General features: G+C 40.1%; 20 protein-coding genes. 12 read left to right on the top strand and 8 right to left on the bottom strand.

Annotated elements, in window-relative coordinates:
- Nucleotides 1-4 precede the first annotated feature (4 nt).
- The 5 genes from WKF66_RS11880 to WKF66_RS11860 are packed head-to-tail and all read right to left on the bottom strand — an operon-like array spanning nucleotide 5 to nucleotide 10,187.
- Nucleotides 5-3,169: a SusC/RagA family TonB-linked outer membrane protein gene (locus tag WKF66_RS11880; RefSeq protein ID WP_489674672.1), complete on the bottom strand. Its 3,165-nt coding sequence runs from the start codon at nucleotides 3,167-3,169 to the stop codon at nucleotides 5-7.
- 25 nt (nucleotides 3,170-3,194) lie between these two features.
- Nucleotides 3,195-4,307, bottom strand: coding sequence for a DUF5007 domain-containing protein (locus WKF66_RS11875; protein ID WP_489674671.1), 1,113 nt, complete (start codon nucleotides 4,305-4,307; stop codon nucleotides 3,195-3,197).
- 29 nt (nucleotides 4,308-4,336) lie between these two features.
- Nucleotides 4,337-5,563 carry an ATP/GTP-binding protein gene (locus WKF66_RS11870; RefSeq protein WP_489674670.1) on the bottom strand — a complete coding sequence of 409 codons (1,227 nt, stop codon included), beginning with the start codon at nucleotides 5,561-5,563 and terminating at the stop codon, nucleotides 4,337-4,339.
- Nucleotides 5,564-5,579: 16 nt separating this feature from the next.
- Nucleotides 5,580-7,130, bottom strand: coding sequence for a RagB/SusD family nutrient uptake outer membrane protein (locus WKF66_RS11865; protein WP_489674669.1), 1,551 nt, complete (start codon nucleotides 7,128-7,130; stop codon nucleotides 5,580-5,582).
- Between the two features lie 48 nt (nucleotides 7,131-7,178).
- Entirely contained in the window at nucleotides 7,179-10,187 is a 3,009-nt protein-coding gene (locus WKF66_RS11860; protein ID WP_489674668.1) for a SusC/RagA family TonB-linked outer membrane protein, read from the bottom strand.
- Between the two features lie 662 nt (nucleotides 10,188-10,849).
- Here WKF66_RS11860 and WKF66_RS11855 point away from each other — a divergent pair.
- The 4 genes from WKF66_RS11855 to pgl are packed head-to-tail and all read left to right on the top strand — an operon-like array spanning nucleotide 10,850 to nucleotide 15,285.
- Nucleotides 10,850-11,614, top strand: a complete 765-nt coding sequence (locus WKF66_RS11855) for an ROK family protein (RefSeq protein ID WP_489674667.1) — start codon at nucleotides 10,850-10,852, stop codon at nucleotides 11,612-11,614.
- Nucleotides 11,614-13,026, top strand: a complete 1,413-nt coding sequence (gene gndA / locus WKF66_RS11850; RefSeq protein WP_489674666.1) for an NADP-dependent phosphogluconate dehydrogenase — start codon at nucleotides 11,614-11,616, stop codon at nucleotides 13,024-13,026. The genes WKF66_RS11855 and gndA overlap by 1 nt, the downstream gene beginning before the upstream one ends.
- 18 nt (nucleotides 13,027-13,044) lie before the next feature.
- Nucleotides 13,045-14,556, top strand: coding sequence for a glucose-6-phosphate dehydrogenase (gene zwf / locus WKF66_RS11845; RefSeq protein WP_489674665.1), 1,512 nt, complete (start codon nucleotides 13,045-13,047; stop codon nucleotides 14,554-14,556).
- Nucleotides 14,557-15,285, top strand: coding sequence for a 6-phosphogluconolactonase (gene pgl, locus WKF66_RS11840; RefSeq protein WP_489674664.1), 729 nt, complete (start codon nucleotides 14,557-14,559; stop codon nucleotides 15,283-15,285). It begins immediately after the preceding gene.
- Nucleotides 15,286-15,609: 324 nt separating this feature from the next.
- On the opposite strand, the gene WKF66_RS11835 is transcribed toward pgl, so the two are convergent.
- Nucleotides 15,610-16,209: a DUF4833 domain-containing protein gene (locus tag WKF66_RS11835; protein WP_489674663.1), complete on the bottom strand. Its 600-nt coding sequence runs from the start codon at nucleotides 16,207-16,209 to the stop codon at nucleotides 15,610-15,612.
- Nucleotides 16,210-16,342: 133 nt separating this feature from the next.
- Here WKF66_RS11835 and WKF66_RS11830 point away from each other — a divergent pair, with 133 nt between their 5' ends.
- Genes WKF66_RS11830 through WKF66_RS11795 form a run of 8 tightly spaced genes read left to right on the top strand, consistent with a single transcriptional unit; the run spans nucleotide 16,343 to nucleotide 22,489 of the window.
- Nucleotides 16,343-17,461 carry an NAD(P)/FAD-dependent oxidoreductase gene (locus WKF66_RS11830; RefSeq protein WP_489674662.1) on the top strand — a complete coding sequence of 373 codons (1,119 nt, stop codon included), beginning with the start codon at nucleotides 16,343-16,345 and terminating at the stop codon, nucleotides 17,459-17,461.
- Nucleotides 17,462-18,175, top strand: a complete 714-nt coding sequence (locus tag WKF66_RS11825; RefSeq protein WP_489674661.1) for a methyltransferase domain-containing protein — start codon at nucleotides 17,462-17,464, stop codon at nucleotides 18,173-18,175. It begins immediately after the preceding gene.
- Nucleotides 18,154-19,236, top strand: a complete 1,083-nt coding sequence (locus tag WKF66_RS11820; protein WP_489674660.1) for a type III polyketide synthase — start codon at nucleotides 18,154-18,156, stop codon at nucleotides 19,234-19,236. Before WKF66_RS11825 ends, WKF66_RS11820 begins: the two co-directional genes overlap by 22 nt.
- Nucleotides 19,230-20,027 (top strand): SDR family oxidoreductase, encoded by a 798-nt coding sequence (locus tag WKF66_RS11815; RefSeq protein WP_489674659.1) that lies wholly within the window; start codon nucleotides 19,230-19,232, stop codon nucleotides 20,025-20,027. Before WKF66_RS11820 ends, WKF66_RS11815 begins: the two co-directional genes overlap by 7 nt.
- Before the next feature lie 29 nt (nucleotides 20,028-20,056).
- Nucleotides 20,057-20,503, top strand: coding sequence for a 3-hydroxyacyl-ACP dehydratase FabZ family protein (locus tag WKF66_RS11810; protein WP_489674658.1), 447 nt, complete (start codon nucleotides 20,057-20,059; stop codon nucleotides 20,501-20,503).
- Nucleotides 20,496-21,764: a beta-ketoacyl-[acyl-carrier-protein] synthase family protein gene (locus WKF66_RS11805; RefSeq protein WP_489674657.1), complete on the top strand. Its 1,269-nt coding sequence runs from the start codon at nucleotides 20,496-20,498 to the stop codon at nucleotides 21,762-21,764. The genes WKF66_RS11810 and WKF66_RS11805 overlap by 8 nt, the downstream gene beginning before the upstream one ends.
- Before the next feature lie 9 nt (nucleotides 21,765-21,773).
- Nucleotides 21,774-22,028 (top strand): acyl carrier protein, encoded by a 255-nt coding sequence (locus WKF66_RS11800; protein WP_489674656.1) that lies wholly within the window; start codon nucleotides 21,774-21,776, stop codon nucleotides 22,026-22,028.
- Nucleotides 22,025-22,489, top strand: a complete 465-nt coding sequence (locus tag WKF66_RS11795) for a 4'-phosphopantetheinyl transferase family protein (protein ID WP_489674655.1) — start codon at nucleotides 22,025-22,027, stop codon at nucleotides 22,487-22,489. The genes WKF66_RS11800 and WKF66_RS11795 overlap by 4 nt, the downstream gene beginning before the upstream one ends.
- Here the strand turns inward: WKF66_RS11795 and WKF66_RS11790 are convergent.
- Nucleotides 22,480-23,376 (bottom strand): Ppx/GppA phosphatase family protein, encoded by an 897-nt coding sequence (locus tag WKF66_RS11790; protein WP_489674654.1) that lies wholly within the window; start codon nucleotides 23,374-23,376, stop codon nucleotides 22,480-22,482. The two genes, WKF66_RS11795 and WKF66_RS11790, sit on opposite strands and share 10 nt — an antisense overlap.
- A 5-nt stretch (nucleotides 23,377-23,381) precedes the next feature.
- Complete coding sequence (gene ppk1, locus WKF66_RS11785) at nucleotides 23,382-25,439, bottom strand: polyphosphate kinase 1 (protein ID WP_489674653.1); 2,058 nt, start codon at nucleotides 25,437-25,439, stop codon at nucleotides 23,382-23,384.
- Nucleotides 25,440-25,459 lie beyond the last annotated feature (20 nt).

Below are 25,459 nucleotides of genomic sequence, written 5' to 3'. Positions count from 1 at the left end.
CCAATTAAAATGTAACGTTAAAGCCTAATGTAAACGTTCTTGGGTTTGGATATCCAGCTGAAAGATCCTTACCTAGATTGGTTACATTCTCTGGATTTGGACCCGAATAAGGTGAGAACACAACCAAGTTTGAGCTAGATAAATAAGCACGCACATTGTTTAGTCCGATACGTTTAGAAACTTTTTTATCAAGGCTGTATGAAAGTGTAACCTGATTAATTTTAAAGTAACTTCCGTTTTCCTGCCATAAGGTCTGCTCATATCTAAAGTTATTCATGTTTCTCTCATGTGCATAGTTGTACGCATTTGCATAAGTTGCATCGGAATCACCAGGACCGCTCCAGATATTTAGTTCACCTGCTGGTGGAATGGAATTGGTATTAAAAGGATCACTTAGCAACAGTAAACGCTTAGCTAGCGCATTGTTCAATACGGAACGTTTTGCAGTAAAAGAAGCAAAGACATTTAGTCCAAATTGTTTATACGACCAGTTATTTGTAAAACCACCAGTAACCATAGGCTGTGTATTTCCAGATACCTGTCTATCACTACCACTAATCAGGTAGTCACCATTTGCGTCAAACATTTTTGCATCACCGCCCTGGTAAGAATATAGGTAGGAGCCGCTATTCTCATTTCGCATGCGAAGACCCGTAACAGGATCTACAGGTACATCAGCAGTACTTGCGTATACACCATTATTAACGAGCAAATAATTTGATAACGAATTTCTACCTGTTCTTAGAGCTATGAACTGATTAACATTGTCTTGATTAACCTGGTTTATATACTGTCCATTATATTCATTTGGAATACGAAGTAAAACATCCTGATTCCATGCACCATTCAATGAAACTGTCCACTGTAGTTTGCTTTCCTTTGATAATGGGCGGCTTGTTAACGACAATTCATAACCATAATTGGCAATTGCAGAACCATTACTTTGATAAGTGTCAAAACCTAATGTGTTAGACAATATGTTTGTAAACAGCTCGTTATCTACCTTTTTATAATAAGTATCAAATATAATATCCAGTTTACTATCAAACACACCAACATCAACACCAAAGTTGTATTGAATTACATTTTTAGCTTTCAAATATGGATTTGGAATACGTCCAGTATTGATACCAACCCGTGGCGAGTTGTTATAAAAACCTGTTGGATTATATTCACCATAGATATCAATTAAACTACCATTCGGATAAATATTCTGACCTGCAGTTAAACGGATGTCACCATAATTTAACCACTTTGAATTTTTAAACCAGTTCTCTTTATTGAAGTTCCATTTTAATCCAACGGAAGGATTTCTTGAATAAGGATCTAGTTGACCACTTGCCGACGATCCATCCAAACGATAAGTTAAATCAATAACGTATTTCTTTTGATAATCATAAGTGAAAGCCGCTGCAATAGCTACGGTTTTCAAATCTCGGAAGGTATTTAAAACACCACCGCCTCTAGAGAAATAACCATCATAACCTAGTGGACCTTCAAATTGATCATTTGGAGATCTTTCCAAACGAGTTGCTGCTTCCTGATTGTTTCTAATGTAAAGCTCACTAAATAAATTACCAAAGAAGTTATGGCTTTCATTAATAGATTTCACATAAGAAATGCTATTCCTATTGTATAATGTAGATCCATATCCACTGAAGTTATATACCTGAGCAAACTGACTGTTCGCAGCGGCCGGTAAAAATTTATCTTGTGTTTCCGTTACGTAGTCGTAGTTAACAGTAGTTCCAGCATTCAATCCGGGAAGAAGTTCATAGTTCGCATCCATCTGTGCATTAATGTTTCTTGGACCGGCACTTTCACGGATTTGTAGCGTAGACAGTACATCACTGGTTGCCAACAAGAATGATGGACCAGGTATTAACGACGATCGATTTGCACTGTTGTCAACTACTTTTTGCAATACTCCTGTACCACTACCAGATTGAACTTTTCCTAATGAACCTCTTACCTGACCGAAAAATCTTAGTCTCGTTGTAGGCTTAAATTCCATGTTCATACTCAGAGCGTATCTTTCGAAGCCTGTATTCTCGATAATACCACTTTGAGAGTAGTAACTAACATTTGTTTTATAGTTAAAAATCTCATCACCGCCGTTCAATGCAACGTTATGCGTTGAATTAAATCTATTGCCGTAAAATATATCCTGCCAATCCGTTGAATTGTTGTAAAAGGCATTTAAACTATCAGCCAAAAACGGTGTATTCGTAATTAAATATTTTTGTTCAAACTGGCCATACCGCTCGATTTGAGCAAGCTTGAAATCGCGTTCTGCCTTACCACCGTATGTCTCACGCAATGGTGGGACTGTCGACACAAAAAAGTTAGTAGTATAAGTGATCACAGGTACTTCAGATTTTCCCCGGACAGTCTGTATCAGGATTACACCGTAAGCACCACGTGAGCCGTATAATGCTGTTGCAGTCGCGTCCTTTAAAACTTCAATACTAGCAATATCCTCCTGAGGAATCAGTGAAAGCGGACTTACACCTGGACCCTGTTGATCAAAGCCAAACTCAGAAGCTTTATCAGCGTCCATTGGAACACCATCAATTACATATAGTGGCGACGTCGGTTGTAAGTAAGCACTTTCTCCAGAACCTGTTACCGAAATAGTTGATAATCCACGAATATTTGTACTGCCACGCATACCTGGAGCACCAGTATTATTCTGAATATTCAGTCCAGCAACCTTACCTTGAAGCAGTTGCTCAACGTTACCCACTGGATTGTCCTGAACCTCCTTACCGGAAACGATAAAGGAAGCACCAGTGGTAGTTTCGCGGGTTCTTTTAACGTAGCCCCTAATTACCACATTACCACCTAATGTATTTTGCGTTTCTTTTAAGCGGATGTTTACCACAGCCTGCCCTGCCTTAAGTTTAAGCGTTTGTGTATCGTAACTTACGTAACTGAATGTTAGCGTTGCTCCTTCATCGACAACCACTGAATAGGCTCCGTTAGCATTAACAGTAGCTAAAACCTTCAAAGGAACTCCAGAAGATACATATGCCCCAACCATTGGTTCGTTGGAAGCTGCATCCGTAACCGTTCCCCTTACGGTAACTTTTTTAGTTTGCGCCATCAAATCCTTGCATAGAAAAATGCAGCTGAAAAAAATCGATAGCAGAATTATTTGTTTTCTCATTGTATTAATTTTTATCATTTAGGATTTAATCGTTCTCGAATTTCGGGTTAACTGTTTTAAAATGAAATACAATTTCCCAGTCGCCCTTCTCAAATATTTGGAAATTGGTAGAGATTCTACCTGTTTCTCGGGCATTATTAAAACCTAAACGAGAGAAAAGGAATTCAACATAAGCCACATCCCCACCTTCTGCGAACGTTGGACCACCTGCTGTATACTGTGTGGGAATTCTTGCCAATGGAATTGGATAAGCTACATCGTATTTTACATATTGAGTAGTTTTTACCATGTTGAATCCGTGAACCAACTGATTCCATTTTGTATCACCAAACTTAGCAGGATCTATTGCCGCAGAATCCTTGTTCAGGAACTTGAATCTTAATGAACTACCATTAGCTCCATCACCAGTATATTTTCTAATATACATATACACTAAACCAGTATTGGCATTGTCAGCATTTAGGAAGGGCGTGTTAGTGGACTCCCCTCTGATGGTACCAGACAATTGTGGAAAATTATAAACTCTAGCCTTTCCACCTGGTGTAGTCGTGTTTGGTTTACCTGTTATTGTGTTATAATCAGCACTTGGTTCGTAAGGTACATCAATCTTTGGAGTAAACTGTAAGTTCTTAATTACTCTTGAACCGCCTGAATTACTAATCTTAACATCAAAATATCTGATGTCCTGAGGATAAATTACGGAATCCGCTGGCTTGAGGTCAGCTCTCGTTGCTGTATTCCACATGATGAATTCGCCCGAGTTTCTCATCTCTACCATAGGCCGGTCTTCCAACTTTCTTTTAGCCTCAATTTCAGCTAAACTGGTTTCCTTACCTGTATACTCTGATGTCCAAACGAGTGTCGGTCTGGTCTTTAACATATCGCTAGCATCTCTTCCATCTCCAAACCGTGGATTAACAATCTCGAAAGTCATAGGAAAACTTGAGTTATCAGCATTGAATATATTTTGACGAATAGTTGTTCTCCCCAATCTTGGGTCAAATGTTTTTACTGTAAAGTCAGCTCTTGTACTTAAATAATCTCTTTCGTCTGGTAGGTTGAATATTTTTCTACACCCAGAGAAAGCAACTACTGCAGTAAGCAGTATCAAGGCTTTATATTTTATTGCGTTTTGCATAATAGTCTTTTGGTTTAAAATCTCTGCTTCTAATCTAATTGCCTAAAGTTCATTGTCCATTCCGCCATTTGGAAGAGACCATCACCATGATTGGTTAGAATCGTAAGCCTATAATAGGAGTAAGCAACCGTGTTAGGGAAATCAAAAATCTTAGTTTCAAAATACGAATTGAAATCGATATCCTGACGGGTGTCTAACTGAACCCATGCAGCTCCATCTAATGAACCTTCTAATCTCCAACTTTTCGGATCTCTCGGATGAGAGTCATTCGCCGATGTTAAAGTGTAGACGTTAGCTACTGCAGGTCCTGTAAAAAACTTGTATGTAATAATTGTCGGATTATTATTTCCCTCTGTAAATCTCGAGATAAACTTAGTTAATACGTTATTGTCAAACAATTTATCAATCCTCTCACCGCCTGAAACCACACCATCCTGGTAGTCACCATTAAATTTAACACTATAGGGCGGTGTTGTTGGCTTAGGTAAAGCATTATTATACGCCGTCATATCTGCAAATATTAAATTTGTTGGAGGCGGAACCAAAGTTAGCCGTCTAACGAACTCATCGAAACCGAATACGTGATCAGGTCTCAACAAATGAACGATTCCATTTTTGGTTTTAATGTTCACAGAACTTGTAGTAGTTTTCGACCAATTTGGAACAAATACACTACGCTTGGTATTGGCAAATTCAATGATCTCAGAACCACCATTTTGCCATCCCTGAGCATCAGCATATAAGCGTTGCCCATGCATGGGATATCCATGACGGACACTAAGTATAGTTTGACCGTCGCCAACTGAGAAATCACTGGATAAGAACTGCTTCCTAATTATATACCTTGCAGTCATCGTATCAATGTGCGCCAAATCAGCATTCGCCTTTGGCAAGTCCTTAGATAAAACGGCCTTACCGGATACAATATCCTTTAAGAACACAGCAGGCTTATTTTGAGACCTACGAACCTCATTTAAGTTTTTAATAGCAATCTGAAAACTTAAGTTAGACGGCGCAAAAGTTGTAATGGTACTGTCTTCCAACGTTTTCTGAAGACCTAATTTATCTACCAAAAACAATAGAGAATCATAAACACCTGGTTTACTTTTCAAATAAGCGTAAGTACTTAAATCGGTTGTATTATCAACTGGTTTTGCTCCTTTGTAATCATCTTCTGTCTTACATCCCACTTGAAACATTAGTGCAGGCAACAATGCTGCAGCTAAAAATCTTGAATAAAAATTTGATTTTTTCATGTCTTTCTTTCCTTTATTACTTCCAGTATGAATTTTGTATTAACAGTGGGTTCTGAGCGATAAGGTCTCGTGAGATCGGCCAATATATTCCACCTGTAGTAATCAAGTTCATAAATGCGGCATTGGTTCCTTTGATCTTATTATATCTTACCTGGTCATAAAAATGAGTTCCTTCTCCCATGAATTCCTTTTGTCTTTCCAAAAAGATGGCATCAATCGGTGCACCATTCCTTGTCGCATTGTAAGCTACAAACGTACTTGCACTTTCATTTAATTGACCTTTATTGTCAACATTATATCTCAACTGTCTAACGGTATTCAAATCATTGATTGCATTTGCATTTTCTCCAAGCGCCGCATATGCTTCCGCTCTTAATAATGTAATATCTTCCAATCTCGATACTACAATCGAACTAGAGTAGATCCTGAAAGTTGGGTCAGTTGAACCATCTTGCATAACTTTGATCTTACTAAAGATTGGATACCTTCCAAGGAAGTTCGTGAAGTACGCCTGAGAACGAGTTACTCCGGTCGTATCAATACTGAACCTTCCATCATTCGTTTCTCTAAAGATCGTCAAAATCGAATCTTTCGGAACAAATACGTCTGGGATACTTTTGTTTACGACTGGCTCAGCTAAGGCTAAGGACTCCATGTTTCCGGTGAACGAAGCATCCTGGTGGCCCCAAACAAAACCAAAAGCTAGTAAATGCTCATTTCTTTTGTCATAAAAGAACCCATTTCTTTGAGTTAGAAAGGTTGTAGAGGTGTAGTTCATTGCCGCCCTTGGGTAATCCCTAAGTACAATGTTTGCATATTTAATAACATCTGTATACTTACCTTGCCAAGCTGCAACGTTAGCTAACATACCATAAGCAGTCAACTTTCTTATTAGCGCACCATTCCATCGACTTTCAGATTCGTTATAGTATTGACCTGGTTGTTGAATATCACTAACACTGTAACGATAAGGCAATATTAAGGCAGAAGCAAGCATTTCAGCTTGAACATACTCCAGAATCGCATCTTTATTGGTTCTAGGTACATTCTCAAACGTTCCATCACGAGAAGTAGTTAAAAATGGCACATCTCCCCATATTCTAACCATGTAGAAATATGCGTAAGCTCTTAAGAATCTAACTTGTGCAATATCTACCTCCATATTGTTCTGGGTATACCTGGCATCATTTGCTTTTACTTCAGGGATACGCTCTAGAAAGATATTAGCTGCATTGATGATCGCATAAAATCTTCTCCAATTTGATAGTTCTTTAACTACGGGATAAGATGCGTTAAGGTCGTTCTTGATGATCGCCTTAAGATCCTGACGTATAGGGCTATCAAAATTACCCATACGAATGTCCCCATAAATCCAATGGCCATTATTGTCGGCCAATGCAGCTCTGGTTAACCCGTACACTCCCATAATACCCGCACGGGCATCTTCAAGTGTATTCCAATAGTTCACTTCATTCACCACACGGGTTGAGTTGACATCCAGCGCTTTTTTACAGCCTCCGGCAAGAAGGGTAAAGAAGGCCAGACTCAGCAGAATTATTTTTTTCATTTTCTAAATTTTAAATGGTACTCCAATTAATTTGTCTACGATCAGGAATTAGAAATCCAGTTTTACACCAACAGTATAAGTCCTTGGGATTTGCAAGCCATAACCTGTATCGTATCCGGTAAAACCTGCTAATTCAGGATCCTGTCCAGTATAGTTTGTTAATGTGAACACATTGTGAACACTACCATACACATAGAAACGTTGTACGTTAGGTGACTTTTTGTTAAACATCTTTGTCAAATCGTAACCTATTGAAACTGTACGTAATTTAACAAACGATGCATTTTCAATAAATAGATCCTGATTAACCTGATACGGTGAAACAGAGCTCCATGGATTGTAAATAGGATATTTAGAATAGTCACCACGTTTTTCCCAGAAAGTTACTTCTCTTACTGAATTGATATCATTCAATCCTTCACGATTTACAAAGTCAAACCTGTTTGCCATCTCCTGGTTGATCAGGTCACGACCAAGGTTGTAGTAAAAGTTCAAACTTAATGTCCAGTTCTTATAAGCGAAATCATTGTTGAAACCACCAGAGAATGTTGGAAGCGCATGTCCTTTCAATGTTCTGTCTGCATCTGTAATCGCATTGTCTCCGTTGATATCTTTCCATCGTGGATCTCCAGCTTTCATGGTTATTCCATTATAAGCCATTTTACCACCAGTACTGTTAGAAGGAACTTCAGCATCTGTATTATATATGCCTTCATTAGTTAATACCCAGTAACCGTCAACAGCTTCTCCAACTTTCAATAACCTGTCACCAATAACGATTTGATCCAAGTCACCAGGTAAAGCAGTTAATTTATTTTGATTGAAGTTTACATTGATAGCTGAAGTCCATGAAACTGTATTTGTTTTAGGAAGGATATCACCGCTCAAGGTAAGGTCTACACCAGTATTGCGAATTGCCATTCCATTATTTATAATAGAAGTATAACCATACTCTGCACCAGATGGAATTCCTAATAACATGTTTTTATCATGCTTATAGTATCCGTCAATGCTAGCATGAACGCGGTCGTTTAAAAATGATGCATCAAGACCTAAATTTGCCTGATCAGTATAAGCCCATTCCAATCCATAACCAACTGCCCCAGTATTATATGGACGGGTTAAGGTTGCAATACCATTATATCCAGGAGCAATTAAGTTTCCTGTGAAACCGATAAAGGCGGTGTATTGTGGACCCTGAGCGTAATTGTCAAAGTTTTCATACCTACCCATACGGCCAACACTTCCTCTTAAGTTTAATTCAGAGAACGTCTCGCTATCGCCAAAAAACTCTTTTTTCATATCCCATCCTGCAGATATTACCGGAGAATAGAACCAACGGCTGGTTGGTTGCTGATTTGATGAAGCATCGGCCCGTAGTAATGCAGAGAAATTATATTTGTCTTTGAAACTGTAATCTGCTTTACCGTAAAAAGAAAGCTGATTGTTTCTAGTTCTATCCAGGAACTTATAGACCAATTCTCTTCTAAAGACATAAGGTTCAAGATATTCGGCTGTTCTATTTGGATCGGAACGTAGTAAATTTAACTTGATAAAGTCATTACTTCCTTTATAGGCATATGCAAAGCTATATCTGTAAGTGTCGTACTGTACTGTGTTACCAAGACTAAAATTAAATTTATGATCTTCATTTAGATCTAAATCATACGTTGCAACGTTATCAATCGTCGCACGTTGATTGTATCCGAAATAGTTGGAAGCATAGTTTGTCGTCTGCAATAAAGTTCTTGGAAAGAAAATATCACGGTAACCTTCATAATAATCTAATCCAGCAGTAGTTAGGAACTTAAATTTACCCAAATCAACACCTACTTTTATGTATCCTTCAATGATATTGGATTTGTTTTTATCAAATCCCTTGTCAAATTCTTTTAGATACTGACCATATTTATCTTTGTTCGGTGCAATTGGAGAACTTAAATCTGGAATGTAGTTCACTTGAGCCAATCTGTCACGAACACTTCTATTACGTGTACGTTGAATTCTGTTTGCATTAACCATTGCGCTGAATGTTAGCCATTCAACCGGTTTCATGTTAATAAGGAAACGAGTGTCGTAACGATCAGCTTTAGTTTCATCAGCGACACCAGCACTACGAAGGCTACCAACAGAAAAACGGAAGTTAGCACGGTCCGAACCACCTGCAATACTTGCATTCACACCATATTGTAATGACGAAGCGTAATAATCGTCATCCCAGTTAGATGTACCATAATAATCATTGTTTAATGAATCACTTAGATACAACGGATAGACATCATTGTCGCCGTAAATTCCATTGGCAGTATACTTATTGTAGAACTGTCTTCTAAAATCATTTTCAAATTTACCGTTTGTTGTGGTAACTGCATTTGGAGTAGCCACACCTACATAACTATCAAATGTGATCCTCTTTTTTGTAGCTGATGGGTTTGTAGTCAGTAAAATTACACCATTTGCTGCTTTCGGACCATATATAGCGGTAGCATTTAAACCATTCAGAACCTGAACGGATTGAATGTTAGCCATATTGATATTTGATAAAGGATTAGTTGCCGGACCGATTCTATCGAATTTGAATTGTTGAATGTCAAATGCGAAAGGATGCTCGCCAATTAGAGGAACACCATCTAAAACTACTAAAGGTTGAGTTTGGAAAACCTCACGTTGAGAAAGCAACGGTTGAGACGTTCCATGGATAAACATGTTTTGAACTGTTCCTGGTTCCCCAGATGGTTCAGTAACGTAAAGACCTGCTGCTTCTCCTTTTAAATACTGTTGAAGAGAAATTGCAGGAAAAATAGAAAGCTTCTTTGGATCAAGATTGCTACCCTTAGACTCCAGCTTTCTAGCGATGGTTTTCATCATGGGTTTAATACCAACCGTGGTGGTGTCTACTACTTTGGTAGTGTCCTGCCCTGCTTTGGTAGTATCTTGAAAAAAGCTTCCCTTGATCGAGAAGTTATTCGTAACACAGGCAGACCTAGCCGTATTGCCGAAGGAGTACGTTGTTGTACACAACACACCCAAAAAAGTTATAGTTGCAATAATGCGCATAACAGATAATTAAGTATTAACTGATTAAAAAACTGTTTATTGATTGTTTGATTGTAATTAGAAAATTTTAAATAACACGAAAATCATTATCTAACCTCGAAAATAGCAGAAGTAGTGAAAACAATTCAATGAATCCAAAAAATATTAATTAAATCGGTTTAGCTTGCTTGGAATACTAAAAATCAGTCATACGCAAAACCACACCTGAACCAGGCCCGTAGTGCTTTTGAAAGTGATTGAATGGCTGAAGCGAAAAGTCACTCCATAGGTTTTTTGTAAAAGTTCGATTCATAGCTTGGTTTATAATAAATATATACTTGGTTTACTAAATAACCGACCATTTGTGCAAAATCGGCTATTCCCTTAACAATGATACGAAAGAATTCGTTAATTGCAAATGATTTAACAAGTTTTTTTTTAACATTCTTTAACATTGATTAAAACGCAGTTTTCATATTCCGCTGAGTATTATGTTTGTACATAATAACATACAAAATATCAACAGACCGTAGAAAAATGATAGTTTGTTCACACATACTTTTACGTTTTAACATATCCCAGTAATTATTCCATACTATAAAAAATTACTTCGCTAGTTATCGGACTAAAATTTGTTATTTTGAATGGTATCTAATACAGGCCATTAAACTGATAAAACATATATGCCCGTTCAAAAAATGAATCAAAGCAGCAATATCCTTTCGATAGATATCGGCGGAACAAGTGTTAAAGGCTGTATTCTCAGCAAAGACGGTGAGATGATCACACAATTTCTAAAAGTTCCTACTCCTAAAAGATCAACTCCCGAAGCAATTATCAATTGTATTCAAGAATTGCTTAAATCTCTTAGTGGTGACTTTAGCAGAGTATCTATCGGTTTCCCTGGATATGTAAAAAAAGGAATCGTAGAAACAGCGCCAAATCTCGCAAAAAACAAGTGGTCAAATGTAGACCTCGCCCAGCAGGTGAGTGATCTGTTAAATTTGCCTGTCAGATTGATCAATGATGCAGACCAGCAAGCTTTAGGTATCGTCTCTGGCGAGGGCTTCGAAATTGTCGTAACGGTTGGAACGGGTTTCGGGACCGCATTGGTCTACGATGGAGAACTCCTCCCCCACCTGGAACTTGCCCATTTGCCTATTACAAAAACTAAAGACTACGATAGCTATATCGGAACAGAATCTTTAGAAGAAATCGGTGATGAACGGTGGAATGCAAGGTTGCAAAGAATCATACAGATTTATAAAACAGTTTTCAACTATGATACCTTATATATAGGTGGTGGAAATTCAAAACACATCAGTTTTGAGTTAGATCATAATATAAAGCTTGTAACAAATAGAGATGGCATTAAAGGTGGTGCTAAACTGTGGCAGGTTGCAGAAAAATATCATGTTTTTACTATCTACCCAAAAAACGATAAATAATGAGTAACAAATATACATTAGGAATGATCGGTCTCGGAACAATGGGCCGAAATCTATTGCTTAATATGGCCGATAAAGGCTTCCAGGTTACTGGCTACGACAAAGACAAAAAGATGCTGGAGAAGCTGGAGGAGGATGGTAAAGCTCATAGCCTCAAAGGCTACGAATCTCTGGAAGATTTTTTACAAAGTTTGGAGCTACCAAGACGAATCGTATTGCTCGTTCCTGCAGGCGCAATTGTGGACAGCGTGATAACTGAACTGGCTCCCCTTCTCGAAAAAGGCGATATTATCATTGATAGCGGAAACTCCCATTTTACAGATACCAGCCGTCGCGCTGAAGAATTGTCTGAACAAGGAATTCATTTCTTTGGTATGGGTATTTCAGGTGGTGAAGAAGGTGCACGCTTCGGACCAAGCATGATGCCTGGTGGTGATAAAATTGCCTACGAAGCTGTCCAGCCAATTCTTGAAGCAGTATCCGCAAAAGTTAACGGAGATCCTTGTGTAGCCTACATTGGTCCGGGCGCATCAGGCCACTTCGTTAAAATGGTTCACAATGGAATAGAGTATTCCATGATGCAGATCCTTGCCGAAACTTATGACCTCCTGAAGAACGGATTGGGTTATGATAATGATCAGATCTATGCTTTGTTCGACAAGTGGAACAATGGCCGCCTCAAATCTTTTCTCTTGGAAGTAACGAAAGAGATTTTCAAAGTTAAGGATGAGAAAACTGGCGGAATGTTGATCGACGTTATCAAAGATGAGGCCAAATCTAAAGGCACTGGCAAATGGACTACACAAGTATCCGTGGATCTGCAATTGCCAATTCCAACAATCAACGAAGCAGTAAGTACAAGAGATCTTTCTAAATTCAAAGCACTGCGCGTAGCCTTAGCAGAAGCGTTACCGCATGCGTCTCCGAAAATTGAAGATGCAGCTGGCTTCGAAGTTCAATTGGAACAAGCGCTTTATTTTGCGATGATCACATCCTATGCGCAAGGGTTACATCTTCTAGAACAGGCTTCAACATCGTTCGAATACAATCTCAACCTGAAAGAGATTTCACAAATCTGGCGCGGTGGATGTATCATCAGAGCAGAATTGCTGGAAGACATCTTCCAGGCCTATACCAAGCAGCCAACATTGCCGCATTTATATAGTGACGAAAGCATCCAGTCGCAACTAAAGGAGATCTTACCTGGTACAAGAACTGTAGTCATCACTGCTATTTCAAGTGGCATCGCAATCCCATGTTTCGCCTCTGCCCTAACCTACTATGACTCATTTAGAACGGCCAACTCTCCACTAAACTTAACACAAGCTCAAAGAGACTTTTTTGGCGCACATACTTTTGAACGTATCGACGAGGCAGGAATCTTCCATGCTGACTGGAATGCAAACAATTAGTCCTACAAACTTCAACAGATGAAAACAAACATCAATCTCAACCCAACAATAGTCGTAATTTTTGGTGGAACAGGCGATTTGAACTTACGCAAATTAGCACCGGCATTATATAATCTATATTCAGATAGCTATATGCCAGAGAAGTATGCAATAATCGGCACTGCGCGCAAGCCTCTTAACGACGAAGAGTTCAGAGCGTCTTTAAAGGAAGGCGTAAATACCTTTTCCAGGTCAGGGAAGGTTAAGGACGACAAATGGTCGGACTTTTCTAACCAAATATACTATACTCCGGTAGACGTGGAATCTCCGGAAACCTTCGGCAAGCTTAAAGAATTGATCGAAAAGTACCAAGGGGAATTTGGACCTAAAACTCAAGTTTTATATTACCTGGCTGTTGCACCGAATTTGTTTCCAATGATTGCCAAATGCCTTGCAGATCATGGCCTTGCTGGAACGGAAGAAACCACCAGGATCGTTATCGAAAAGCCTTTCGGAAGAGACCTCGAAACAGCAAAGGAATTAAACAGCATTTTAACCGGCATCTTTACAGAGAAACAGATCTATAGAATTGACCATTACCTTGGTAAGGAAACAGTTCAGAACATCATGGCTTTCCGCTTTGCTAACTCCTTCCTTGAGCCGCTTTGGAATAGAACTTATATTGATCACGTACAAATATCTGTAACAGAACAACTTGGAGTTGGAGACAGAGGTGGCTATTATGAAAGTGCAGGAGCATTAAGGGACATGATCCAGAATCACTTACTGCAGTTGGTCTGTTTAATCGGTATGGAAACTCCCGTGAATTTTGATGCAGATGAGATCAGAAATAAGAAGGTAGATGTTTTAAAAGCCATGCGACCGTTTTCGCCGGAAGACATCCGTTTCAGCACTGTTCGCGGACAGTATACAAGAGGCTGGGTAGAAGGAAAAGAAGTGCCTGGATACAGACATGAAAATGGTGTAGATCCAGAGTCAAATACCGAAACATTTGCGGCAATTAAATTTTTTGTAGACAACTGGAGATGGCAGGGAGTTCCGTTCTATGTAAGAACAGGAAAACGTTTGTTTCAAACATCATCCCTAATTGCGATTCAATTTAAAGACGTACCTCACCACATCTTCCCTCCTGCAGTAACGGAGCATTGGCAACAAAACAGGTTGATCATCAGCATCCAACCAGAAATGAGCATACGTTTACAAGTTCAGGGCAAGAGACCGGGATTAGACATGGTTTTAAATCCTGTCGACATGGTGTTCGACTACAAGGGTACCTATAACTCCGAAACTCCTGAGGCTTATGAGACGCTGCTTTTAGATGTAATGACGGGTGACCAAACTCAGTTTATGCGTGCTGATCAAGTGGAGAGTGCCTGGGAATTATTGATGCCGGTAGTAAATTCATGGGAGAACAAACGGTCGTTAAGTTTCCCAAATTATACAGCAGATTCATGGGGGCCGGAAGACGCAGAGGCTTTAATCGCCAGAGATGGCTTTCACTGGTTCACCCTCCCCTTAAACAAAGATTAGATGAGTGTTTTAATTTATAACAATTCAGCAAAATTATTCCATGATCTTTCGGAATATATCCTGAAGATAGCAAGCCACTCCATCGCAGAAAAGGGTTCTTTTAATTTCGTCTTAACCGGTGGAAATTCACCGAAAACGTTATATGAAATTTTAGCTTCGACCTACAAGGATAAGTTGGACTGGTCGAAGGTATTTTTCTTCTTTGGAGATGAGCGTAATGTGCTTCCAAATCATGAGAGTTACAATGGATTAATGGCTAAACGCTCTATATTGGAACCATTGCAAATTGCCGAAGATCACATCTTTTACGTAAATACCGCTCTTGAACCGGAACAAGCAGCGGCGGAATACAATGACTCAATTGTTAAACACTTTGGAGGCGATGAGATCAATTTCGACCTTATCTTACTTGGCATGGGTGATGACGCTCACACGGCATCTCTTTTCCCTGAAACCAGCATCCTTGATACCCACGAGGCAATTGTATCATCAGTCTATGTCGAAAAACTTTCTACCTATAGAATCACTTTCACAGCGGCACTGATCAATAAGGCCAAAAATATTGCTTTTTTAGTGTTCGGTGATTCTAAAGCACAGGCTATTCAGCATGTTCTAGGTGACACAGACAAAGACACTACAAAATATCCTTCCCAGTTAATTGCGCCGGTTAATGGCACGCTAACCTGGTTTCTGGATGATCAGGCAGCAGCTTTGCTTGAGAACCAATAACAACTGTACAAGCTTACTTTAACTTACTAGTGAGGTCGTAGTGAAGTCAGGCTAACGCCTGACTAAGCTCGACCCTTCGCCGGTTTCCAGACGCTCGATCTACGGTTCTTGGTCGCTCCCTCCTCGGCTCTGAGCCGAAGAGCAACCGAACAGGGACCGAAGAGCTACCGAAGAGGGACCGAAGAGGAGCAAAGCTTACACTGAAGTCAAAGTGAGCTCAGCAAGAGCTCACTAAGAGCCTAGACAGTGTTTAAACAGCATCTTTCAACAGGAATCCCTAAATTAAGTGCGCATTATTTAATTCAATAAGAAGCAAGGATTACTTTAGACAATTAATCGCTCGGTTACTAGCGCATCATTAGCTTGATTTACGCCCCGTAGCTCCACATACTTCACGTTTGGAATCCAGAATGAGCCTCCTTCAATCCGTACGAAGATGCGATCTAACAAAAGTTTCTTGTTGTTAATGGTCACATAAACATGATACTTTTTGTCTACTGCAGATTTAACTAAATATAAAGGCAACTTCTTATGCGACACGAAGCGCAATTCAAATTGGTCTTTACCAAGTTTCTTAGCGTCAATTCCATAAGCGAATTTACGTTGAACATAGGAAAGGTTTTTCTTTACTTGATTTTCATCATAACGGATCCAATAGGCAAGCACAGGTTGAGCTTCATTAACGTTACCGCTTTTGTCCAGATTCAGCTCATAAATTAGGGTATTGCGGTTAGGATCACGTTGCAAATAGAACAGCTGATTAGCAATGCCTTTAGGCAAGGGAAACTTAATTGGAGAGGGGTTACTTTTATCAGCCGATTGGCCAAATGTGTCGAGAAAAACAAATGGTGAAATTTGTAAAGCGAAAAATAAAAAGAGGAAAGCACTGTGCTTGAATGTCTTTTTTAACGTACTGGTTATCATTTCCAAAGATAACAACAACCATTGGCAACTGTAAAAGAAGATTGTCAGACAGACGCAATTATAGCGGATAGTACGTGCCGTCTTGTAAACATTATTAGGCTTTAAAAAGTATTATTGGTATGTTCAATTCCAGATGCCTAAAAGTATAGTGATTGTTGGTGGCGGGCTCGCCGGATTGACTTGCGCAATTCATTTGTTGCAGCGCGGCTATCCAGTTAAACTTATAGAAAAGAACAGGTATCCCCAGCATAAAGTATGTGGGGAGTTCGTATCCAATGAGGTTCGCTCCTACTGGACTTCAATCGGGATAGATGTAAATACCCTTTCCCCTGTCGAGATTTCTAAATTCTCGATCTCCTCGGCTGCAGGAAAGGTAATTTCAAGCAAGTTGCCATTGGGTGGTTTTGGAATCAGCAGATTTACTTTGGATTCTTTTCTTTTTGAAAAAGCCGTTCAATTGGGTTGTCAGGTAATCCATGATACCACTGCCAATATTAATTTTGCTAATGATGCCTTTCGTATTCAAACTTATGAGCACGGGACATTCTCAGCCGACCTGGTTATCGGAGCATTTGGCAAAAGATCCATACTTGATCAGCAATTAAACAGAACGTTTTTTGCTAGGAAATCCTCATGGCTGGCGGTTAAAGCACATTATAAAGGAACATTTAAAAGCGACGGAGTAGCCCTGCACAATTTTGAAGGGGGATATTGCGGGATTTCAAAAGTTGAGAATAATGTCATTAACGTTTGTTACCTCACGGACTCCACTCTATTCAAGAAATTCAAAACCATTGAAGAATTCCAGCAAAAGGTACTTTATCAAAATCCCCACTTAAAGCAGTTCTTTGAATCCGCGGAGATGATCTTTGAGCAGCCGATCACTATTGCCCAGGTCTCCTTTGCGAAAAAGTTGCCGGTTGAAAAGCATATTCTGATGATTGGCGATACGGCAGGTTTGATACATCCCCTTTGCGGTAACGGTATGGCAATGGCAATCCACAGCGCCAAGTTATGTGCCGAATTATGCGACGATTACTTGCAAAATAAGATAAAATCCAGAGCTCATTTAGAAGCGGCTTATACCGCCATATGGAAATCAGTTTTTCAGAAAAGACTCTTGATGAGTAAGATATTATCGTCGATCTTAAACAATAGAAAAGTTTTTAATGTTTTACTGCATTTATTGGCTAGGTTTCCGTTCCTATTGCCGGGAATAATAAGAAGTACTCATGGAAAATCAAATATATAAATGCTGGTAAATACGGAGTTTAGAAGCCAGGCCGTAGAGATCATGGATGATTTTGCCTTAGAAGGCGATCTCCTTCTAGACGCCCTGGACAAAATTGCGAAGATCAACGCCCTCCTAGGTGGCAATAAGGTTACAATAGAAGGCCTTGAAAAGCTAATGCTTAAGCAAAAATCCGGAGCTGAGCTCCGTATTTTGGACGTGGGTTGTGGCAATGGCGACATGTTGCGGACACTTGCCGACTATGCACAGAACAAAGGTCTAAAGTTCCAGCTAATTGGGATGGATGCAAATGCCTTCACCATTGACTACGCGAAAAAGTTGTCTGAAGACTATAAAAACATCAGTTATGTCTGCGCAGATATTTTTGATGAGATTAAACAAGAGCGGCACTATGATGTTATTCTTTGTACATTAACACTACATCATTTCAAGGATGAGGAGATTTTAAAGCTGGTAGCAGGATTTAGGGAGCAAGCAATATTGGGAATCGTAATTAATGACCTACAAAGAAGTAAGCTGGCCTACTATCTTTTTATTGCCGTGTGCAAAGTTTTTGGACTAAATAAAATGTCTAAAGATGATGGGTTGGTTTCTATACTGCGTGGCTTTAAAAAGGATGACATTCTTAAATACGCATCACTTTTGAATATAAATAAACACATTTTGCGTTGGCGATGGGCATTCCGTTACCAATGGATAATACCAACGATATGAGCCACGCGAGCGCTGTAAGAATAAAGACCGTTGCCAAAGTATTACCGGAATTTTCCAGAGAAACTGAAGACATACTACCCTTCCTGGATGTCTGGCTGAGCGGACAAGAAGAGCGTTTCATTAGAAAGGTCAAAAAGATATTTGAGAATGCAGGCGTTTCTAAAAGATACTCGATCATGTCTCCTGCAGAAGTTTTTAGCAAGATTTCTTTTGAAGAACGTAATGACATATACATTAGGGAAGGGATAAAACTAGCTTCGAAATGTCTTTCTGATGCGTTAGAAAAAGCGAATTGGAAGCCAGAGGATTTGGATTACATCATTACGGTCAGTTGCACAGGAATCATGATTCCCTCCCTGGATGCTTACCTGATTAACAAATTAGGCTTAAGGCAAAACATAGTCAGGCTACCCGTAACCGAGATGGGCTGTGCAGCAGGCGTATCCGGGATCATTTATGCTAAAAACTTTTTGGCTGCAAATCCTGGTAAACGCGCAGCGGTAGTAGCTTATGAGTCACCTTCAGCTACGTTTCAGTTTGATGATTACTCCATGGCAAACGTGGTAAGCGCGGCAATTTTCGGCGACGGTGTGGCTACAGTGCTACTTTCTTCTGACCCTGCTGACGAAGGTCCGGAAATACTATCAGAAGAAATGTACCACTTCTTTAATGCAGAGGAAATGATGGGCTTTAGACTCTCCAACACAGGTTTACAGATGGTACTTGACGTTGCCGTTCCGGATACGATTGAAAGCCATTTTCCGGCGATCATCCATCCTTTTCTAGCGGCAAACGATCTGAAGATCGAGGATATCAATCATTTGATATTTCATCCAGGAGGCAAGAAGATTGTCCAGGTAGTAGAAAGTCTATTTGGAAGCTTAGGGAAGAATATAAACGACACGAAAGCCGTCCTGAACTTATATGGAAACATGTCTAGCGCTACCGTTTTATACGTCTTGGAGCGGATGATGGATGCTAAACCTTTAAAAGGAGATTACGGGTTGATGCTTAGCTTTGGTCCTGGTTTTTCTGCTCAGAGGATACTTTTGCAATGGTAAAGGAATTTAGCGAACATAACTACTGGGCGCTGATCCTGGGCGGAAGTACTGGCTTAGGCCTCGCTTCCGCAAAGAAATTAGCAGCGCATGGCATGAACATCTGCATTGTCCACCGGAATCCTGGAATAGAGATGGAAGAGATCTCCTCTAAGTTTGCCGGCATCAAAGCAAGGGGCGTTAAATTTCTGAGTTTTAACCTGGACGTCACTGCTGCTCAAAAGCGCCAGGGGATGCTCAACGACCTTAAAACAGCCTTAGGAGCAACCGGCAGTGTTAGGTGCTTAATTCATAGTATTGCAAAAGGAAGCTTAAAACCGATGACCAAGGAGAACGGGTCCGGGCTTAGCAACGATGACTTTTTGATCACCATGCAGAACATGGCGTTGAGCTTGTACGACTGGACATCCGCAGTATTTGAAGCTGGCCTTTTTGCAAGTGATGCCCGAGTAATCTCTTTTACCAGTGAGGGAAGTACAAAAGCATTAAAATACTATGCTGCAGTTTCTGCTGCAAAGGCAGCAATGGAAGCCATCTCGAGGAGCATTGCACTCGAATTTGCCCCTCATGGGATCCGTGCAAATTGTATACAGGCCGGGCTTACAGAAACGAAGTCACTGAAACAAATACCAGGCAGTGAAGCGCTCATAAAGCACAGCCTGGATAGAAATCCCTATAAACGCCTGACGCAACCAGAAGACGTAGCCAATCTTGTATATCTACTTTGCAGGGATGAAGCCGCATGGATTAATGGTGCTGTAATACCGGTAGATGGCGGAGAACACTTAAATTAAAGGCGAAAGCAAGGATAAGATTTAAGCCCATGAACAAAGAAGAAGTGTTAGCTAATTTGCCCTACAAGGCACCCTTTTTGTTTGTTGACGAGATCCTCGAAATAAACGAAACCAAGGTCATTGGCACCTACACCTTCGTGGCTTCCCTTGATTTTTACAAAGGTCATTTCAAAGATTATCCGGTCACCCCGGGTGTGATTCTCACTGAAACAATGGCTCAGATAGGGCTCGTTTGTCTGGGTATATACCTTTTTGAAAGCTCAGAAGGTGGCCTACCTGAACAAGTGATGCTGACTTCAACTGCGATAGACTTCATGAAGCCGGTTTATCCTGGAGAAAAGGTTAGGGTGCAGGCGGAAAAGCTTTATTTTAGATTTAACAAACTTAAATGCAATGTGCAGATGTTTAATGAAGCAGGTGAAGTCGTTTGCGGAGGTACAATTGCAGGAATGATAAAAAGTAATTTACATGTCTAACAGGGTTGTCATCACAGGTCTTGGCGTAGTTGCTCCAAATGGAGTTGGGATAACTGACTTCAGGCATGCCATAAAAAACGGAATTTCTGGTATAAAACACAACTCAGAATTGGAAGCCCTTCAGTTCTCCTGTCAGATTTCAGGTACTCCTCCACTCCTGCCCGAACACATCGCGGCGTGCTTTTCTGATTTAGAGCTTAGGAACTTTAAAAGCACGGGGATTATGTATGGCGTCATTGCTGGAATGGAAGCATGGAAGGACGCTGGGTTAGCAATTTCAAATGATGAGGCACCCGATTGGGATAGTGGAATTGTGTTTGGCGCCGGTACCTCCGGGATCGATAAGTTTAGAGAGGCCATCTATAAAATTGACAACCTTGAGGTAAGGAAACTGGGTAGCACCGTGGTTTCCCAGATCATGGGGAGTGCGGTAAGTGCACACCTTGGCGGCAAATTAGGCTTAGGAAATCAGGTTACCTCTAACTCCTCCGCCTGCGCTACCGGAACAGAAGCTATTTTAATGGCATATGAGCGAATAAAAACCGGCGCGGCGACTCGAATGCTTGCCGGCAGCACAAGTGACTCCGGGCCCTTTATTTGGGGCGGTTTTGATGCTATTAAAGTTTGCACCTATAAGCACAATGATTCTCCGGCACAAGGCTCAAGACCAATGAGTGCAACCGCAAGTGGATTTGTGCCAGGAAGTGGCTCTGGTGCGATGGTTCTGGAATCCTTAGATTCTGCGTCAGAAAGAGGCACAAAAATCTATGGAGAAGTGTTGGGCGGGAACGTTAATAGCGGTGGCCAACGTGGTTTAGGTACGATGACTGCACCAAATAGCGACGCTGTGCAGCGGTGTATCGTGGCTGCGCTTAAGAACTCTAGGGTAACCGGAAGTCAGGTCGACGTAATTGCTGGTCATCTAACGGCGACATCAAAAGATGCATTGGAGATTGAGAATTGGACAAAAGCTTTAGAAAGATCCGGAGAAGATTTCCCTTACATAAATTCTTCGAAATCGACCACCGGACACTGCATCAGCGCTGCAGGGAGCATAGAATGCGTCGCATCGGTACTTCAATTAAATGAGGACTTTATTTTCCCCAATGTGAACTGTGAAGACCTTAACCCTGAAATTGAAAAATTAATATCGCCCAGCCGGGTTCCCCAGGTATTGTTACAACATAAGATCAATATCTTAGCTAAAGCCAATTTTGGTTTTGGCGATGTAAACGCCTGTATTATTTTTAAAAAATATTAGAATTATCAAATGACCAACGAAGACTTAATTGCTAAACTAAAACCTATTGTTGCCAATTATGCACAGGATAAGGTGGCCTTGGAACAGATCAATCCAGAGACGGATTTTATAAAGGATCTTAAAATCAACTCTGCAAATCTTGTTGATGTGGTTCTCGATGTGGAAGAAGAATTTGACATCGTCATAGACAACGAATCGATGGAACGGATGTTGGATGTGAAGTCGGCAATGGAGATCATAGAAGCAAAGCTTGGAGAAAAATGATAGGTAATGACATCGTGGATCTTAGTCAGGCCGAGCACGACAGCAACTGGAAAAGGCCAGGCTTTTTAAGCAAGTTGTTTACCATAGAAGAGCAGTTTTTAATCTCGTCAAATATCCAACCCGCTAGTATGGTTTGGCTGCTATGGTCAATGAAAGAATCTGCTTACAAGATTGAATCTAGGAATAGCAAGTTAAGAGAATTTGCACCTGTTAAATTATCCTGTAATAACCTGATCATCCATGAAAATACCGCAACTGGTAACGTAACCTACAATGATCAACTATACTTTACAAGCAGTATTATAGAAAAAACCTATATACATACAATTGCTGCAATTACAGTTAATGAACTCAATTCAATTACGGTCCAGATCCTTGAATCCACTAACCATCAAATGCGTATCAATAACCCGGATTCAGTGAGTCACCATGGCAACTTTTTAGCTTTCGCTTATGCGTAGGTTTGCTGGGTCAGGTTTTCTTCAATCAGAAGATTTATAATACCATCTACCATCCCTACCTTCGGCACGTAGATCTGCTTTATCCCCGTCCATTTCATTAGTGTAATAAAGATTTCACAGGCCGGGATAATGACATCAGCACGATCAGGGTTCAAGTCAAATATCGTGATGCGTTCTTTAAGAGAGTGGCTGTTTAAGCTATTGTAGAGAGACTTTAATTTTAAATAAGGAAGTGGCAGCCCTTCTTTTTCTTCAGACATTCTAAACAACTTATTAATATTTCCACCGGTACCAATTCCTGCAAGATTTTTCAATTCTCTTGTATGGTCTTTGACCCAGTTTTTCATCTCTTCCCAAGTCTCTTCCTTGTCCTGATTGTCCAAAATTCTGATGGTTCCGATATCAAATGATTTTGATGCAACGGGTACTTTATTTACAAAAACGGATAGCTCTGTACTTCCACCACCAACGTCGATATACAAATAGTTTTTCTTGATATCCAGATTCTCCTCAATGTGATTCGCATAGATAATATTCGCCTCACGCTGACCTTCAATAATTTCCAGATCAACATCTGCATGTTCCTTTACCTGCTTAACAATGTCAGCACCGTTTTCAGCTTCCCGCATGGCTGATGTTGCACAAGCGAGATATTTGGTAACCCCGTAAACGTCCATCAGACTCTTAAAAGCGGACATGGTTTTCAACAAATCACCCACTTTTTTCGGAGAAATTTTGTGATTTAAGAAGGCGTCATCCCCCAATCTCAAAGGCACCCGGATCAAAGTGTTTTTCTTAAACCTAAAACCTTCATCATCTTTCGAAATATCGGCAATTAAAAGTCTCACTGCATTGGAACCTATGTCTATGGCGGCGTATCGTAGCATTAGCGTTATTGGTGTTTATTTTTAAGGTAATTATAGGTCTGCACTTGCGCCCTAACTTTGGTGGTCAACCTGTTTTTATGGTACTTATTATTGTTCATTTTAGTAATGTCACGTGCTTTGACGTTGTCTTGCAGTTGGAACTCAATGATGTCCCGAATCTCTTGCTGGACTTCCTCATCGAGGACTGGAAACCCTACTTCCACCCTATGCTCAAAATTACGGCTCATCAAATCTGCAGATGACAAGAACATTTCTTCCTTACCGCTATTGCCGAAGATAAATACCCTCGCATGTTCCAAAAATTTATCTATGATACTGATCACAGTAATGTTTTCACTAAAACCCTCAATCCCGGGAACCAGTGTACAAATTCCTCTTATAATAAGTCTGATCTTGACCCCTGCATTACTTGCATCGTAAAGTTTCTGGATAACGCCTTCATCTGCCAGACTATTGACTTTCAAGATCATGTAAGCCGGTTTACCAAGTTTAGCGACCTTAATTTCACGATCAATTAAGCCATATATCTTATTCCTTGACTCCATTGGCGAAACGATAAGGTGTTTAAATCCTTTAGTTACCGTCTTTTTATTTAAAGCCCCGAAAAGCTTAATTAAATCATTGGTTATCTCTTTTTTTGCAGTAAATATGCTATGGTCGCAATACAACTTTGCCGTCTTTTCATTGAAGTTTCCGGTAGCTAGATTGGCGTAATATTTTGGTCTGCCTTTCTCCATTCGTTTGACTAAACAAATCTTGGAATGCACCTTATAATCCGTCAGTCCGTAATTCACATTCACCCCCTCTTCCTGAAGCCTGCTTGTCCAGAAAATGTTCGCCCGCTCATCAAACCTCGCCTTCAACTCTACCAGGCAATGCACCTTTTTTCCATTCTTGGCAGCGTTTATCAAGGCATTGATAACTCTTGAATTTTCTGCAAGTCTATACAAGGTGATATGGATCTCCGTTACCTTTGGGTCAATGGCAGCTTCACGTAAAAAAAGGATGATATAATCATAAGACTGATAGGGCAGATTAACTAAATAATCACGTTCCTGGAGCTTATTGAAAATACTTTCTGTCCGGTGTAAGCCAGCAACTTTTAAAGGGACATTAGGGGCATATTCCAATTCTTTAACGCCCACATTAGGGAACTTTATAAAATCTCCGAATCTATGATATCTGTTACCAGGAATTAAGCTTTCGGCTTCGATCTTCATTTTGGTAACCAGCACGGTAAGCATTTCAAATGGCATTTCCGTATCATACAGCAGTCGCATCGGCTTGCCTTTTTTCCGCTTATCCAGGCTTGCTTTCAGTTCATCAATGAATTTATCACTAATATTTTTATCAATATCTAATTCCGCATCTCTGGTCAATTGAATGGAAAACGCATCGAGAATGTCATAGTTAAAAACGTAAAAGATGTCGTCGAGGCAATACTTTATAATGTCTTCTGCAAGGATGATAAACTTCAAACCGTTCGTTTCCGGTAAGACTAGAAAACGGGGAAGATCTGGCGGTAGTTCAATCAGCGCATATTTTTCGTTTCTTTTCGAAGAGGTATGCGATAACCGTACAAAAAAGTAGAGATACCGGTCTTTCAACTCTGGAAAGGGCTTGTCCAGATCAAGCATAATGGGCACAAGATTGGAGAGGATACGATCCCTAAAATGGTTTCTTACAAACTCGCCCCTTGATACGTTGAGCTGGGTCTCATTCAAAATGAAGATCCTGTTCTGCGCAAGCTCATTCATAAGCGTTGCCTGAAATAGTTGCTCGAACTTTCGCTCCTGCTTTACGACAATATTCTTGATTTCATTAAGGACTTTCTTAGGATTAAACCCTAACAGGTCTTTAGCTTTATCATTAAGATTAGCTAGCCTGCTCATAGTGGCCACCCTAACCCGGTAAAACTCTTCAAGGTTTGATGAAAAAATTGACAGAAACTTAATGCGTTCTATAAGTGGAACAGTTTCGTCGGAAGCTTCTTGTAAAACCCTGTCGTTGAAATACAACCAACTAATTTCCCGGTTTAAGAAAGGCGCTTTTTTTTTCGTCATAAATTAAATACAAAAATCCC

The sequence above is a fragment of the Pedobacter sp. genome (assembly GCF_037719805.1).
Classification (GTDB): Bacteria; Bacteroidota; Bacteroidia; order Sphingobacteriales; family Sphingobacteriaceae; genus Pedobacter.
This window is presented reverse-complemented; position numbering and strand designations above follow the sequence as displayed.